Annotated in this window: 15 protein-coding genes; 4 read left to right on the top strand and 11 right to left on the bottom strand. The window is 72.4% G+C overall.

Translation table 11 applies throughout. The features are described 5' to 3' along the window. The coding region (locus BMW78_RS20295) for an HNH endonuclease (RefSeq protein ID WP_143056365.1) at positions 1–1,129 on the bottom strand (1,129 nt) is incomplete at its 3' end. Positions 1,130–1,383: 254 nt separating this feature from the next. On the opposite strand from BMW78_RS20295, the gene BMW78_RS20290 reads away from it, so the two are divergent. Together BMW78_RS20290 and BMW78_RS20285 are read left to right on the top strand one after the other, a co-directional pair. After that, complete coding sequence (locus BMW78_RS20290) at positions 1,384–2,823, top strand: amidase (protein WP_245736046.1); 1,440 nt, start codon at positions 1,384–1,386, stop codon at positions 2,821–2,823. Between the two features lie 69 nt (positions 2,824–2,892). Next, a complete protein-coding gene (locus BMW78_RS20285; RefSeq protein ID WP_091763408.1) occupies positions 2,893–3,969 on the top strand; it encodes a DNA topoisomerase IB in 1,077 nt (358 codons plus the stop codon). Positions 3,970–4,100: 131 nt separating this feature from the next. Here BMW78_RS20285 and BMW78_RS20280 read toward each other — a convergent pair whose 3' ends face one another. The 8 genes from BMW78_RS20280 to BMW78_RS20245 all read right to left on the bottom strand — a co-directional run bounded on the left by BMW78_RS20280 (position 4,101) and on the right by BMW78_RS20245 (position 11,650). Continuing rightward, positions 4,101–4,853 carry a dienelactone hydrolase family protein gene (locus BMW78_RS20280; protein ID WP_091763406.1) on the bottom strand — a complete coding sequence of 251 codons (753 nt, stop codon included), beginning with the start codon at positions 4,851–4,853 and terminating at the stop codon, positions 4,101–4,103. Continuing rightward, positions 4,850–5,350, bottom strand: a complete 501-nt coding sequence (locus tag BMW78_RS20275; protein ID WP_091763404.1) for a hypothetical protein — start codon at positions 5,348–5,350, stop codon at positions 4,850–4,852. The genes BMW78_RS20280 and BMW78_RS20275 overlap by 4 nt, the downstream gene beginning before the upstream one ends. Positions 5,351–5,435: 85 nt before the next feature. Further along, positions 5,436–5,768 (bottom strand): putative quinol monooxygenase, encoded by a 333-nt coding sequence (locus BMW78_RS20270; protein ID WP_091763402.1) that lies wholly within the window; start codon positions 5,766–5,768, stop codon positions 5,436–5,438. Positions 5,769–5,834: 66 nt separating this feature from the next. Continuing rightward, on the bottom strand, positions 5,835–6,788 hold the full coding sequence (locus BMW78_RS20265; protein ID WP_143056364.1) for a hypothetical protein: 954 nt from the start codon (positions 6,786–6,788) through the stop codon (positions 5,835–5,837). Positions 6,789–6,814: 26 nt separating this feature from the next. Further along, on the bottom strand, positions 6,815–7,393 hold the full coding sequence (locus BMW78_RS20260; protein WP_177180490.1) for an RNA polymerase sigma factor: 579 nt from the start codon (positions 7,391–7,393) through the stop codon (positions 6,815–6,817). 114 nt (positions 7,394–7,507) lie between these two features. Then, a complete protein-coding gene (locus BMW78_RS20255) occupies positions 7,508–9,226 on the bottom strand; it encodes a glycerol-3-phosphate dehydrogenase/oxidase (RefSeq protein WP_091763397.1) in 1,719 nt (572 codons plus the stop codon). Positions 9,227–9,228: 2 nt separating this feature from the next. Further along, on the bottom strand, positions 9,229–10,743 hold the full coding sequence (glpK, locus tag BMW78_RS20250) for a glycerol kinase GlpK (protein ID WP_091763395.1): 1,515 nt from the start codon (positions 10,741–10,743) through the stop codon (positions 9,229–9,231). Positions 10,744–10,798: 55 nt separating this feature from the next. Further along, positions 10,799–11,650, bottom strand: coding sequence for an MIP/aquaporin family protein (locus BMW78_RS20245; RefSeq protein ID WP_091763393.1), 852 nt, complete (start codon positions 11,648–11,650; stop codon positions 10,799–10,801). A gap of 181 nt (positions 11,651–11,831) precedes the next feature. On the opposite strand from BMW78_RS20245, the gene BMW78_RS20240 reads away from it, so the two are divergent. Both BMW78_RS20240 and glpK (BMW78_RS20235) read left to right on the top strand, forming a co-directional pair. Then, positions 11,832–12,596 carry an IclR family transcriptional regulator gene (locus tag BMW78_RS20240; protein WP_091763391.1) on the top strand — a complete coding sequence of 255 codons (765 nt, stop codon included), beginning with the start codon at positions 11,832–11,834 and terminating at the stop codon, positions 12,594–12,596. Next, a complete protein-coding gene (gene glpK, locus BMW78_RS20235) occupies positions 12,593–14,119 on the top strand; it encodes a glycerol kinase GlpK (RefSeq protein ID WP_091763389.1) in 1,527 nt (508 codons plus the stop codon). Before BMW78_RS20240 ends, glpK (BMW78_RS20235) begins: the two co-directional genes overlap by 4 nt. Before the next feature lie 55 nt (positions 14,120–14,174). Here glpK (BMW78_RS20235) and BMW78_RS20230 read toward each other — a convergent pair whose 3' ends face one another. Next, complete coding sequence (locus tag BMW78_RS20230; RefSeq protein WP_091763386.1) at positions 14,175–14,603, bottom strand: hypothetical protein; 429 nt, start codon at positions 14,601–14,603, stop codon at positions 14,175–14,177. A gap of 50 nt (positions 14,604–14,653) precedes the next feature. Continuing rightward, positions 14,654–15,247, bottom strand: coding sequence for a hypothetical protein (locus BMW78_RS20225; protein ID WP_091763384.1), 594 nt, complete (start codon positions 15,245–15,247; stop codon positions 14,654–14,656). Positions 15,248–15,309 lie beyond the last annotated feature (62 nt).

Genomic DNA, 15,309 nt, shown 5'->3' with positions numbered 1-15,309 from the left:
CCAGCGACGTGTGGCCGCCCTGCCACCAGGGGGTGCCGTGGTGGGCGTCGCACCACTGCGCGGGCACGGTGCAGCCGGGCCAGGTGCAGCCGCGGTCGCGCAGCCAGGCGGCCAACCGGATGGCGGGTGGGACGAGGCGTTTGCGGCGGCCGACGTCGAGCAGCTCGCTGTTGGTGCCGAGGACGGCGGGGATCAGGTCGGCCTCGCAGGCGAGCCGGCGGACGGTGCCGGCGGTGAGGAGCTCCTGGCCGAGGGTGAGCCCGGCGCCGCGGACGGCGCCGGTGAGCTGTTCCAGGCTCATCGTGACGACGAGCTGGGCCTTGGCGGTCTTCGGGGCCTTGCCCGGGGCGGAGACGCCGCGGCCGACGATCGCCAGCAGGGCGTCGGCGCGGCGGGCGGCCGGGGTGCGCAGGTCCGGGTCGCCCTGGGCCGGCCGCGGTCGGGCGAGCGGGTCGAGGGCGGCGTCGAGGATGGCGGCGCCCTCGGGGTCCAGGACCACCCGGTAGGTGGACATCCCGCCCGGCCCGGGCCCCTTGTACAGGGCGCGGGCGGCGCGTTGCCGTTCGGCGAGGTGCTCGGCGTCCTTCTCCGGGCGGAGCAGGGCGCTGGCGTGCCGGATCGCGAGGGCCAGCTGCCGCTCCGTCAAGGTCGGGGCGGCGGCGATCAGGGTGGCCGTGTCGTCGGCCAGCTGGACCGGGTCGGCCACCGGCGCGGCGCAGCGGTGAAACCGGGCCAGCTGCGCCGCCTTGGCCAGCGAGATGGCCCCGGACTCCACCGCGGTCGCGCGATCGTCCAGCCGCGGGTCCCGGCAGGCGTCGGCGACCACCTGCAACGTGGAGGCGTGCCCGGTGCTCATGGTCGGCGCGGCCTGGGTGGACCAGTCCACCCCCGACCAGCCCTGCTCGTTACCCAACCCGCGGGAGCGGGCCTCGGTCACGACGGCGACCTGCTGGGCCTCCGCGGCGGCCCTCACCCGCTCCAGGTGCCCCAACGTCGAGGCGACCTCGGTGTCGGACAGCGCCCACAGCTGGCCGACCTGCGCCCGGCCGCCGGCCAGCACGGCATCGGCGGCCCGGGCGGCGGACAGCACCGGCCGGGAACCGAACGCGGAGGCTGGAGGGGTGGACATGACAACCACCGTAGGGGCGACCACCGACAACCCAGCTCAAGCCGCAATGAACGGATACCGTTGCAGCGCAACGGCTTTGGCGGCATACCGGCTCTTGTCACACAACCCCACCCGCGCGACCTGTGGACGGTGTGACCTCGCCAACCGCCCTGTGGACGACCGCATGGAGAGACGGCCGCCCCACTGGGCTGCGCAGGCCGGGGTCGCGTCCGATACTCGTCAGGTCACCCTCGACGCCGGGAAGGAGGACGCACGTGGACCAGGACGCCACCAGGACAGCCGACGGCATCGTCCTCGCCCGCCTGAGCGCGACCGAGCTGGTCGCGGGCTACGCGCGGGGCGACTTCTCCCCGGTCGAGGTGCTGGCCGCGGTCCATCGCGTCGTCGACGCGCGCGAGCCAGAGCTCAACGCGCTGTGGTGCCCTGACCCCGAGGGGGCGCGCCGGGCGGCGCTGGCCTCCGAAGAGCGCTGGCGAGCGGGACGTCCGCTCGGCCCGGTCGACGGCGTGCCGGCCACCGTCAAGGAGAACCTCGCCCGTGCCGGCGTGCCCATGCCGCTCGGTTGCGCCGGGGTCGACCCCGCTGTGCCGGAACGGAACTCCCCCGTCGTCGACCGCATCCTCGAGTCGGGCGGTGTGCTGCTCGGATCCACGGTGATGCCCGACTGGGGCATGCTGTCCTCGGGCGTCTCGAGCCTGCACGGCACGACGCGCAGCCCCTGGGACCCGCGCTGGACCACCGGCGGCTCGTCCTCCGGTGCGGGTGCCGCAGCCGCAGCCGGCTACGGCCCGCTCCACGTCGGCACCGACATCGGCGGCTCGATCCGGCTGCCGGGCACGTGGCTCGGCCTCGCGACGCTCAAGCCGAGCGCCGGCCGGGTGCCCCTCGACACGCCGTTCCTGGGCCGGTGTGCCGGGCCCATGACGCGCACCGTCGACGACGCGGCGCTCCTCCTGGGCGTCATCAGCGCACCGGACGAGCGCGACTGGACCAGCCTGCCGCCCGAGCGCCTCGCCCTCGGACCGGACGACCTCGACGTGACCGACCTCGACCTCCGCAAGATGCGGCTGGGGCTGCAGCTCGACGCAGGCTGTGGCACGCCCGTCACGCCGGAGGTCGTCGCTGTGGTGGAACAGGCCGCCGCCACCTTCGAGCGCGCCGGCGCCGTGGTCGAGCTCCTCCCTGCGTTCATGGAGGAGCAGCTGTTGGCCGACCTCGACCTGTTCTGGCGGGTGCGTTCGTGGGTCGACTACGCCGCGCTGCCCGTCGAACGCAAGCGCCGCGTGCTCCCTTTCATCGTGCAGTGGGTGCACGGCGGCGCCGACGTCAGCGGCGCCCGCCTGATGGAGTGCTACCGGAGCATCATGACGATCCAGCAGCGGACGGTCGCCGCGACCGAGCCGTTCGACGCGGTGCTGTCCCCGGTCGCGCCGGCCGCGGCGTTCCCCGCTGAGTGGCCAATGCCCTTCGGCCACGAGGACGGCGGCATGGCGCACATCGGCTTCACCGCGCCCTACAACCTCTCGGGCCAGCCCGCGGGCACGGTCAACGCCGGCTTCACCAGCGACGGCCGCCCGGTCGGCCTGCAGGTCGCCGGTCGGCGCTTCGACGACGTCGGGGTGCTGCGGGTGCTGCGCTGGTACGAACGGAACCGCCCCCCCGCCAGCCACCCGAACTGGCCGATCACCGCATAGGCGAGCACCCGGCATACCTGACGCTGTCGTCGCCGCGCAGGTCGCTGACCTGCGCGTTAGTGTCCGTCCATGGCCAGGCTGCGCACCGTCTCCCCCAACTCGAAGGGTTGGACCCGCCGTCGCGCCGGCAAGGGCTTCGTCTACCTCGACGGCGACGGAAACCGCCTCCCTGCCGAGGACGTCGAGCGCATCCGCTCGCTCGCCATCCCGCCGGCGTGGAAGGACGTGTGGATCTGCCCGTACCCCAATGGCCACGTCCAGGCAGTCGGCACCGACGACGCGGGTCGGCGGCAGTACCTCTACCACCCCGACTGGCGGGTCAAGCGCGACCGGATGAAGTTCGACCGGGTGAGCGAGGCCGCCGCCAAGCTGCCGGACGCGCGCAAGCAGGTGCTCGAGCACCTCGGCCTCGACGGTATGCCGCTGGAGCGCGCGAGTGCCGCAGCGGTGCGACTGCTCGACCTCGGCTACTTCCGCATCGGCAGCGACACCTACGCCGACGCCAACGGCTCCTTCGGGCTGACCACGCTCGAGAAGCGGCACGTGCGCGCCAAGGGCGGCAAGCTCGTCTTCTGCTTCACGGGCAAGTCGGGCATCGAGCACTGCATCGAGATCGACGACGTCGAGGTCATGGCCGCCCTCGAGCGCATGCGCAAGAGGCGCGGCGGCGGCGATCGCCTTCTGGCGTACCAGAACTCGCGCCGTTGGAGCTCCCTGGATGCGACCCTGGTCAACACCTACCTGCGGGAGATCCTGGCCGGTGACCTGACCGCCAAGGACTTCCGCACCTGGCACGCCACCGTCATCGCGGCGACCGCACTGGCCATGTCGGACGAGCCCGGCGACACGAAGCGCTCGCGCCAGCGGGCCATCAAGGCGGCCGTGCAGGAGGTCTCGGAGTACCTCGGCAACACCCCCACCATCGCGAAGAACTCCTACATCGACCCGCGCGTCATCGACCTCTACGAGGACGGCACCACCATCGCCCACGTGGCACGCAAGGTGCACGACTCCCCCGACGTGCGACAGGCCGAGCTCGAGCGGGCGGTGCTCGACATGCTGGCTTCCGACGGGTCCGACGCCGCGGCGAGGGCGGTGCGCACACGCGCGAAGAAGACGTCGCCCGGGAGCGCGGTGACGCGGTAGCGCCGTTAGCGTCGAGTCCTCCAAGACGGGCAAGAGGGCGGCCCACAAGGAGAGCTCGCTCTCGACCTCCTGACCAGCACCGGTATGCCGCGTGGCCGGGGCCCCCCGGCACACGCGCCGCGCGCCGATGGTCAGCTCGACTGGAGCCGCTGGCGGAAGAACGCGAGGACCCGGTCGACGGCCTCCTGGCTGCGGTGCGCCGTGAGCGTCGCGTGCTGTCCCCGGCCCGCCGAGGGCAGGTCCACCCGGAGGAAGCCGTCGCCCAGCTCGCGCTGCAGCGTCTCGAACCGTGTGCCCGTGGCGGGGTCGCCGTCGTACCGCACGCCGAGGACCGAGCAGCCCTGTGCCACACGGCTCTTCACGGTTTCGAGGTCTGCGGGGCTCAGGCCCAGGTCGGCTTTCCGGCGCCTGCCCACCGCCATCGGTAGCGAGGGCTGCGCCACCACGGGCGCTGCGACGGACGGGTCGACCATCGTCGCCAGCGCGAACCCTCCGGTGAAGCACATGCCCACGACACCGACGCCGGGACCACCGACGTCCTGGTGCAGCTCGCGGGCGAGGCTGCGCAGCCAGCCGGCCAGGGGTGACGTGCGCCCGGCGGCGAGGATGGTGAACTCACGGTTGACGCAGAGGCGTGGGACGACCCGAAGCACCTCCCCGACCGTCCCGGGGGCGCCGGGGGTGCCGAAGAGGTGGGGCATGACGACGGTGAAGCCCGCCCCGACCACCTCCTCGGCGAAGGCGACCACCTCGGGGGTGATGCCGGGCACCTCGTGGATGACGACCACACCGGGACCGGTGCCTCGTCGGTAGGTGGGGTGCGTGCGGCCTTCGGCGGTGTGGGTGCCCTCCTCCCAGCCGTCGAGCACCGGTGGCGACGTCATCCGGCCCGCCCGGGGTCGAGCCCCTGGAAGGGCGCACAGTAGGCCGAGACCCGGCTGGCCCCGCCCGCGGCGTGCGCGAGGTTGCGGAACGCCTGGGCCGTGGCGATGTCGTCACCGCGCTGGGCGGCACGGTCGAACGCCTTGCACAGGCCGTAGGCCGCGGGCAGGTTGCCGTTCTCCACGCTGGCGGACGTCGGCGGGGCGGAGACCGCTGGTCGCGGGACCGGCCGTTCGGTTGCCAGCGGCAGCACGCCGGTCAGCGCGGCAGTGACGGCCCCGGCCACCACCACCGCCACCGCGGCGAGGAGCACGCTCACCGGCTGCCACCGGGGACGGCGCCGCCGGTCCTCCTCAGCGGGGACGCGGCGGCGACCAGTGAGGTGTACGACGGTGGGTGGCGCCGCGTCGTGCTCGGCGCGATGCTCGTCGTCGTCCCGGTTACCGCGGAAGGGCAGCAGGACGCCCCCTCCCTCCGGCGACACCGAGCGGACGTTCACAGGCCGAGTATCCACGCTGGCGCATTCGGTCGGGGCGTTTTGCTCCCTTTGGGACCCCGGGAGGTCCCGGGGTCGACGGGGGCGGTCAGTCCCGTGTCCGGACCTCCATCTCGCCGAGGCGCGACCACTCGGTGCCGGGCACGCTCATGTTGACGATCCGCGGTGTCTCGGCGAGGTAGGCGGGCAGCTCGGACGTCGCCTTCTGGAAGTGCGCGGACTGCACGTGGGCCCCACCGGCCGCGTCGTCACGGAAGGCCTCGACGAGCACGTACTCGTTCGGGTCGTCGAGGCTGCGCGACCAGTCGAACCACAGGCAGCCCTCCTCCCCGCGGGTCGCCTCGGTGAACTCGCGGCTCAGCTCGGGCCACGCGTCGGCGTGCTCGGGAAGGACGGGGAACTTCGCGGTGATGAAGATCAAGGCAGCACTCCTGTCGGTGTCGGACGACCGGTCCCCATGCTGCCAGTGACCCTCGAGCGTCGCGCCTCAGCCCCGGGTGGTCGGCGTGACGGCCGGTGCCGCGCCCGTTGACGGCTGGCTCGGCCCAGTGCCGTTGCCCGGCAGGGTGGACGGCTTGCCCGGCAGGCTGGACGGCTTGCCCGGCAGGGTCGACGGCCTGCCCGGCAGGGACGACGGCTTGCCGGTCGGGTGCGCCGAGCCCTTGCCCGCCTTGCCGCTCGAGGGGCCGGTGGGGTGGCTCGACGGCTTGTCGGGCTTCCCTGCCGAGGGACGCGGCAGCGAGGCGCAGTAGGCCTCGACCTTGTCCGCACCTCCGGCTGCCGTGACGAGGTTGCGGAAGGCGACCGAGTGGCCTGCCGTGCGCTTCGACGGCTTGGCGTGCGACCAGGCGGTGCAGAGGCCGTGAGCCGCCGGCCCCTTGGCGTCGGGACCCACGGCTGTGGTGGGCGCGGCACCCGACTTCGGTGTGCCGGAACCGTCGGCGTCACCGGCGTCGTCGGACGCGTCGCCGGACTCGTCGGACTCGTCGGAGCCGGAGACCTGCGCGGACGGCGCCGGGACGCCGCCCGGGCCCGTGGTGGGCGCCACGGTGGGCACCGCGGCCGTGCGACCCTCAGTGCTGGAGCCGGTCAGCGCGAACGCCCCGACTCCCCCGAACCCGAGCAGCAGGGCTCCTGCGGCAGCCACACCGATGCGGCTGCCCAGCGTGGTCGGTGTCATGCGCCATCTCCCCTCGTCACGCGTGTCCACGGTCGACACGGGAACGGCTCTCCTGAAGTGGCTCAGTGCGCGCTCCAGCCCGTCCAGCTCGCCAGCCCGCGGAGGCGCCGTCGCCACCGCGACCACTGCCTGCCAGCCGGCTGCCAGCTCGGGGTCGTGCGCGAGCTCGGCGTCCTCGACGCTCCCTCCTGACGACAGCCCCGCGTGGCCGCCCCGGGGGTGAGGGCGGCCACGCGTGCTGGACCACGGCAGGATTCCCATGTCATCAGGAGAAGCGTCACGACGGGTCATGGCGTTACACCGGTCCGGTCGAGCTGCTGCGAGAGCCGCTTCAGGCCGCGGTGGGCGGCCACCCGGACGGCTCCCGGGGTGCTGTCCAACAGCGCGGCCACCACGTCACTCGACAGTCCGCCCACCAGGCGCAGCATGAGCACCTCGGCCTGGAGGGGCGGCAGGGAACGGATGGCGGCCACCGCCTCCTCGACGGCCTGGTGGGCCAGCACCACGTCGGCAGGGTCGACGGAGGGGCGGGCGGCACGGACGGCCACGCAGAGCTCGTCGAGATCCGTCCCGTTCCCGACCGCGAGGTCCCTGGAACGGGCCCGACGGCGCCCGTCGTCCACCGCCCGACGCCGCGCCGTGGCGAACAGCCATGCGCGCCAGTGCTCCTCGTCACCCTGGAAACGGGTCAGGCCACGGGCCACACTGGCCCAGGTCTCGGCAGCGACGTCGTCGTGGTCGCCACGGGAGACCACGCTGAGGTAGCGCAGCAGCGACGGGTTCACGTCCCGCCACAGCCGCGCGAAGGCCCCCTCGTCCCCCCGTTGTGCCGCACCCAGCACACCGGCGAAGTCCTCGCCGATCACGCTGGGAGTCTTCACCGACAGCCCAGAGCGCCACCTCCCCCGTTCGGCCAGAGTCGTCGGAGCCGGCTGGGGGCGCCGCGGCCGGCCACGGTCGCCCGTGGCCGGCCGGCTTCGTCAGGCCGTGCGCTCGGCGCCCAGGCGCCGGACCTCCGGAGCACCCAGCCGCGCGGCGTCGGCCGTCTGGTCGTCCGGCTCCTTCTGCGACTGCAGCTCGGCCTCCACCCGGGCGAGGTAGTGGGTGACCTCGTCGTCGATGGTGGGCTGGTCCCAGCCGAGCACGGGCGCCACCAGCTCGGCCACGTGCGGCGCCGAGGACTGGCCGCGGTCGAAGGTCTCGATCGAGATCCGGGTGCGCCGGGTGAGGATGTCGTCGAGGTGCAGGGCGCCCTCGGCCAGGGCCGCGTAGTACGCCTCGACACGCAGGTACTCCGGCGCCCCCTCGAGCGGCTCGCCCAGCTCGGGCTTCTCGCGGATGAGGTCGAGGAGCTCGTCGGTGAGCGTGCCGTAGCGGCGCAGCAGGTGCTCGACCCACGCGACGTGGATGCCGGCCCGGTCGGCGCGCGCCTGCCGCTGGTTCCAGGCGGCCTGGAACCCGTCGGCCCCGATGATGGGCACCGTGTCGGTGCACGACTTGGGCACCTTCCACGGCAGGGCGTGCACCACGGCGTCGACGGCGTCCTTGGCCATGACCCGGTAGGTCGTGTACTTGCCGCCCGCGACCATGACGAGGCCGGCCACCGGGCTCACGACGGCGTGCTCGCGCGAGAGCTGGCTCGTCGCCTCCGACTCGCCCGCGAGCAGCGGCCGCAGCCCGGCATACACGCCGGTGATGTCGTCATGCGTCAGCGGCGTGGCCAGCAGCCGGTTGGCGTGGCCCAACAGGTACTCGATGTCGCTGCGGCTGGCCGCCGGGTGCGCGAGGTCGAGGTTCCAGTCGGTGTCGGTCGTCCCGATGATCCAGTGGGTGTCCCACGGGATGATGAACAGGACGCTCTTCTCGGTGCGGCTGATGATGCCGGTGCTGGCGTGGATCCGGTCACGCGGCACGAGGATGTGCACGCCCTTGGACGCGCGGACGTTGAACTGCCCACGCCCGCCGACCATGTCCTGGATGTCGTCGGTCCACACGCCGGCGGCGTTGATCGTCTGCTTGGCGCGCACGGCATACGTCCGACCGGACTCGAGGTCGCGCACCTCGGCGCCCACGACGCGGTCGCCTTCCCGGAGGAAGCCCAGGACGCGAGCGCTGTTGGCGCACAATGCCCCGTATGCCGCGGCGGTGCGGGCGATCATCATGGTGTGGCGGGCGTCGTCGACCTGGCCGTCCCAGTACTGGACGGCGCCCACGAGGGCGTCCTTGCGCAGCGACGGGAAGGCCCGCAGCGCCTGCTTCCTCGTCAGGTGCCGGTGCGAGGGCACCCCGTGCCGGCCGCCCATGGTGTCGTAGAGCAGCACGCCGCTGCCGACGTACGGACGCTCCCAGCCGCGGTTCTGCAGCGGGTACAGGAACGGCACCGCCCGGGCGAGGTGGGGCGCCAGCCGGTTGAGGATGAGCGATCGCTCACGCAGCGCCTCGCGCACGAGGCCGAAGTTGAGCTGCTCGAGGTAGCGCAGGCCGCCGTGGATGAGCTTGCTCGAGCGGCTCGAGGTGCCCGAGGCGTAGTCACGCGCCTCGACCAGCCCCACCCGCAACCCACGGGTGACGGCGTCGAGGGCGGCGCCGGCGCCCGTCACGCCGCCCCCGATGACGAGGACGTCGAGCTCCTCGGCCGCCATCTGCTCCAGTGCCTGCTCCCGGCTCCGCGGGTCCAGACGCACTGCCTGTACCGGCATCGTCACACCTCCACCCAGTCGAGCGTCCGCTCCACGGCCTTCTGCCAGCCACGGTAACCGTGCTCGCGCTGCTCGTCGTTCCACTCCGGCGTCCACCGCTTGCTCTCGTTCCAGTTCTGGCGGAGCTCCTCCGGGTTCTTCCAGAAGCCGGTGGCCAGACCAGCAGCGTACGCAGCGCCCAGCGCGGTCGTCTCGGCGACCACCGGCCGGCTCACCGGCACGCCCAGCACGTCGGCCTGGATCTGCATGCAGAGGTCGTTGGCCGTCACTCCGCCGTCGACCTTGAGCACCTCCAGCTTGACTCCCGAGTCCTTTTCCATGGCGTCGGCGACGTCGCGGCTCTGGTAGCAGATCGCCTCGAGGGTGGCCCGGGCCAGGTGGGCGTTGGTGTTGTAGCGCGACAGCCCGACGATCGCGCCGCGCGCGTCGGAGCGCCAGTAGGGAGCGAACAGGCCAGAGAACGCCGGCACGAAGTAGATACCGCCGTTGTCCTCCACCTGCCGCGCCAGCGACTCGCTCTGCGAGGCGCCGGAGATGATGCCGAGCTGGTCGCGCAGCCACTGCACGGCCGATCCGGTGACGGCGATGGAGCCCTCGAGGGCGTAGATCGGCTTGGCGTCCCCGAACTGGTAGCAGACCGTGGTCAGCAGGCCGTTCTCCGACCGCACGAGCTCCTCACCCGTGTTGAGCAGCAGGAAGTTGCCGGTGCCGTAGGTGTTCTTGGCCTCGCCGGCCTCCAGACAGACCTGCCCCACCATCGCCGCCTGCTGGTCGCCGAGCGCCGCGGCCAGGGGGATGCAGCAGCCCAGCGGGCCGTTCTCCAGGGTCTCGCCGTAGAAGGTGGGGTCCGACGACGGACGGATCTCGGGCAGCATCTGCCGCGGGATGCCGAAGATCTCGAGCAGCTCGTCATCCCACTGCAGGGTCTCGAGGTTCATCAGCATGGTGCGGCTGGCGTTGGTGACGTCGGTGATGTGGACGCCGCCACGCGGACCGCCGGTGAGGTTCCACAGCAGCCAGGAGTCCGTGGTGCCGAAGAGGGCGTCACCCTTCTCGGCCGCCTCGCGCACGCCCTCGACGTTCTCGAGGATCCACTGGATCTTGCCGCCGGAGAAGTAGGTCGCCGGGGGCAGGCCGGCCTTGCGCCGGATCACCTCTCCGCGCTCGTCGCGGTCGAGCGCGGCGGCGATCTTGTCGGTGCGGGTGTCCTGCCAGACGATCGCGTTGTAGTAGGGGCGGCCGGTCCGCTTGTTCCACACCACGGTGGTCTCGCGCTGGTTGGTGATGCCGAGGGCCGCGAGGTCGGTCGGTCCCAGGCGCTTCTTGTTCATGGCGGTCTGGAGCACCGAGCTGGTGCGCTCCCAGATCTCGACCGGGTTGTGCTCGACCCAACCGGGGTTGGGCATGATCTGCTCGTGCTCGAGCTGGTGGCGGGTCACCTCGTTGCCCCTGTGGTCGAAGACCATGAAGCGGGTGCTGGTCGTTCCCTGGTCGACGGCGCCGACGAAATCAGCCATGACGTGCTCCTTGCTGTGCTGGTGGAAAGGTCGAGTTGGGGTGTCCGCGTGGGGGTCAGCGCACGGACTGCGCCTCGGAGTGGGGGTTCGGAGCCTCGGTCGGCACCTCGCCGACCTCGGTCTCCTCCTCGGCGAGCGGCAGGAACCGCTCCACCAGGTGGACGTAGGCGGCGGCCCCGAGCAGGCCACCGACGATGGGGCCGACGATCGGGACCCAGAAGTAGAGCGCGCCGTTCTGGTCCTCGAAGGCCGTCTGGTAGCCGGTGATGAACGATGCCAGGCGGGGTCCGAGGTCACGGGCCGGGTTGATGGCGTAGCCGGCGTTGGTGCCCCAGGCCATGCCGATGGCGACCACGATCAGGCCGACGATGAAGGGCGCCATCCAGGCGACCGGGGCGCTGTTGCGGGTGTCCGTGACCGCGAGGATGAGGAACAGCAGGATGGCGGTGCCGATGATCTGGTCGAGCAGGGCCGATCCGTGGCTGACGTCCATCGCACCGTTGCCGGGCAGGGTCGAGAAGATGCCCTGGGTGGCGACCGTGTGCTTGGGGTCGATGGTGGCGATGGCCTCGGCGTAGCCGGCCCGCACGATCAGAGCCGCCACGAAGGCGCCGGCGACCTGGGCGACCGAGTAGGGCAGGACCTTGCGCCACTCGAAGTCGCGGAAGGCCGCCAGGGCGACCGTCACGGCCGGGTTGAGGTGCGCGCCGCTGATGCGGGCGGCGGTGTAGACCCCGAAGACGACGCCGAGGCCCCAGGCCCAGGCGATCGAGTCGTGGTCGCCGAGGTCGCCCTTGCTGGTGACGACCTGCGCCACGACCGCGGTACCGAAGAGGATGAGGACCAGCGTCCCGAGGAACTCCGCAACGAGCTCTCCGACAAGCGGCCGCCTTGCGAGCGTTGCCATGTCAGTACTCCTTTGTACGAGTGGCTTTCGGGTCTCCCGCGGCCGCGTGCTCCGGGTGGGAGCTGCCGTGAGGGGATGCCGTGACGCTAGGCGGGCCACGGAGGGCGGACAACGCGAGCCGTTCGACATGGTCGAACGTCACTCCGTTTGACATTGTCGAACGAGGTGGGACGGTGGGCTCATGCCAGGGTCGGTGCAGTCGGTGGAGCGCGCCGCGGCGATCGTGCGGCTCCTCGCCGCCGAGAGCGAACCGCTGGCCCTGGCGCAGGTCGCCGGCGCCCTCGGCCTGGCCAAACCGACAGCCCACGGCCTGCTGCGCACGCTGTGCGAGGTGGAGTTCGTCGACCGCGACGAGAACGGCCGCTACCGGGTCGGCCGCGACCTGCTCCAGCTCGGCTCGACCCAGCTCGACGTCAACGAGCTGAGGTCACGCGCGATCAACTGGACCGACGCGCTGGCGGCCCGCACCGGCGAGGCAGCCCGGGTCGCCATGTTCCGCGACGGTGAGGCCGTCGTGGCGCACCACGTCTTCCGGGTGGGTGCCGGTCACCAGACGCTCGAGACCGGGAAGGCCGTCCCGTTGCACGCCACGGCGCTGGGCAAGGTGCTGACCGCCTTCGACCCGGGGGCGGCCCGCGCCGCGCTCGACCGGCCCCTGGAGGGGCTGACGTACCGCACCGTGACCGACCGCTCGACGCTGGTCCGGGAGCTGGCCGACGTCCGCGACGCCGGCTACGCCACGGCCGTGGAGGAGTCGGCCCCCGGGGTCGCCGGCATCGCCGCCCCGGTGCGCGACCGAGGGGGTTACGTCGTGGCGGCCATCGGCATCGGCGGACCGGTCGACTCCCTCTGCGACGCCCGCGGTCGCCCGCGCAGCCGGCTCGCGGAGGACGTGTTGTGGGCGGCCCGAGCCATCTCACGCGAGTTCGGGCACGGCCGCTCATGACGGAGCGCTACGTCGCGGCCCTCGACCAGGGGACGACGTCGAGCCGCTGCCTGCTCTTCGACGGGCAGGGTCGTCTCGTCTCGCTGGCCCAGCGCCAGCACCACCAGCACTTCCCGCGGTCGGGCTGGGTCGAGCACGACGCCCTCGAGATCTGGGAGATCGTGCGACGGCTCGTGCCCGAGGCGCTCTCCAACGCCGGGGCGGCACCCGAGCAGGTGGTCGCCCTCGGGGTGACCAACCAGCGTGAGACCACCGTGGTGTGGGACCGCGACACCGGGCGACCGGTGGCGCCCGCCATCGTCTGGCAGGACACCCGAACCGCTGAGCTGCTGCAGAGCCTCTGCGAGAACCTCGACGCCGCAACGGTGTACGAGCGCACCGGGCTGCCGGCCGCCACCTACTTCTCCGGGCCGAAGCTGCGCTGGATCCTCGACAGCGACCCGTCTCTGCGGGACCGTGCCGAGCGTGGCGACCTGCTTTTCGGGACCATGGACACCTGGCTGGTGTGGAACCTCACCGGCGGGGTCGACGGCGGCCTGCACGTCACCGACGTCACCAACGCCAGCCGCACGATGCTCATGGACCTGCGGACCCTCTCGTGGGACCCCGAGCTGCTGGCCTGCATGGGCGTGCCCGCCGCGATGCTGCCGGAGATCCGTCCGTCGATGGCCGAGCTGGCCACCACCCGCGACCCGGTCCCCGGCATCCCCATCACCGCCGTCATCGGCGACCAGCAGGCCTCGCTCTTCGGGCAGACCGCGTTCGAGCCGGGCGAGGCCAAGTGCACCTTCGGCACCGGCAGCTTCCTGCTGCTCAACACCGGCACCGAGATCGCCCGCTCACGACACGGCCTGGTCACGACCGTCGCGCACCAGGTCGCCGGTGAGCCGGCCGTCTACGCGCTCGAGGGGTCGGTGGCCGTCGCCGGTGCCCTGGTCGAGTGGTGCCGGGAGAGCCTGGACCTGATCCGCTCCCCCGCCGAGATCGAGACCCTCGCCATGACGGTGGACGACAACGGCGGCTGCTACGTCGTGCCCGCGTTCTCCGGGCTGTACGCCCCGCGCTGGGAGAGCAGGGCCCAGGGCATCGTGGCGGGACTGACCGGCTACGTCACCAAGGGACACCTCGCACGGGCCGTGCTGGAGGCGAGCGCCCTCCAGATCAGCGAGGTCGCGCGCGCCATGAACCGCGATGTGGACGTGCCCCTCAGCAGCCTGGCGGTCGACGGCGGCATGACGGCCAACAACCTGCTCATGCAAGCGGTCGCCGACTACGTCGACGTGCCGGTCGTGCGGCCGATGATGGCCGAGACCGTCGCCCTCGGCGCCGCCTACGCCGCCGGCCTGGTCGCCGGCTACTGGCCCGACCGGCAGGTGCTCAAGCGCCAGTGGCACAAGGCCGGCGAGTGGCACCCGGAGCTGGACCCGGCGGTCCGACGACAGCACCTCGAGCGCTGGGACCGAGCCGTCGAGCTGGCCATCGCCTGGGGCGCGCCAGCGTCGCCGTCGCCCTACCTCGACTGACCGCGCCGGAGCGTCTCGACACGCACCACAGGCCGGTATGCCGCGTGGGCGCGCGTCAGGAGGCTGCGCTGAGGGGCTCGGGCAACGCGAACACGCCGTCGCGGGTGGCGAGGTGGAAGCCGAGCAGGCGGACCCCGGCTGCGGCGCAGGAGTCGATCGCCAGCTGGTGCCACTCGCGGTCGAGGTCGTTGGGCGCGACCCCTCGGCGCCGGCCGCGGCCGATGAGCACCGAGCCCCGGTCCTCGGCCACGACAGGCAGCAGCAGCTCGAGGAGCTGGCGCAGGCCGTCGCTGGAGGCGTTCTCCGGCACATCGGTGAGGATCACCGGCTGCAGGCCCCGGTCGGCGTCGTCGCACAGCATGAGGCCGACGCTGCCGCACGCCCGCGCCTCGTCGCCGATGATCAGGTCGATCACGTCGGCGGCGAGGCGCGGGTCGGTCAGCGAGCGGTCTCTGATGTCAGGAGGAAGGTCGTGGAAGCTCATGCGGGCATCGTTGCGCCTACGGCGATTTCGTCCGCGAGGTTATCCCCAGCTCAGCGGGCGGAGCGGGCTCCCGCCACGACCGTTGCGTGGTCACGCACTGCGTGGTTCCGCACGGCCTCGTCACGCACCGCATCGCCCCGGTCGAGCTGGTCGCGACCGGTCAGGCGGCTGCAGAGCGCGGTCACCGCGACGCGGGTCGTCACCATCACCAGGGCCATCAGCACGAAGGCAGCCGTCCAGGCGTGGGCGCCGGTGACCTGGTGGCGCATCGAGAACTCCCCGACCTCGCGGGCAGCCCAGCCGGTGGCGGAGTAGGCGAAGACGACCCGGCCGGCGATCACCGCGACCCAGAGCGCGGCATACGCCCAGCCCGCCCGGGTGACGAGGTGGCCGGCTGCCGCCCGGCGAACCCGCATCAGGAGACCCGCCAGGCAGCCGAGGGCCACCCCCGACAGCGCTCCGGCGAGCACCAGGCGCCCGTCGCCGCCGGTGGTCGGCAGGTCGCGCAGGTAGACCGCACCGGCCACGGCCACCACGGCCAGGGGGAAGAGCAGGCGCCGCGTGGTCAGGGTTCGCGTGCCGAGGTTCGTCACGAGGACGAAGAAGAGGAGGCCGGCGTTGAGGAGGAGCTGCTCTGTGGTCATTTGCATTGTCCTTCATGGCAATTCGGGGTTTCTGGCCTCCGGTTTCGAAGACAAGGACAACG

It is taken from the genome of Pedococcus cremeus (genome assembly GCF_900111375.1).
Classification (GTDB): Bacteria; Actinomycetota; Actinomycetes; order Actinomycetales; family Dermatophilaceae; genus Pedococcus_A; species Pedococcus_A cremeus.
This window is presented reverse-complemented; position numbering and strand designations above follow the sequence as displayed.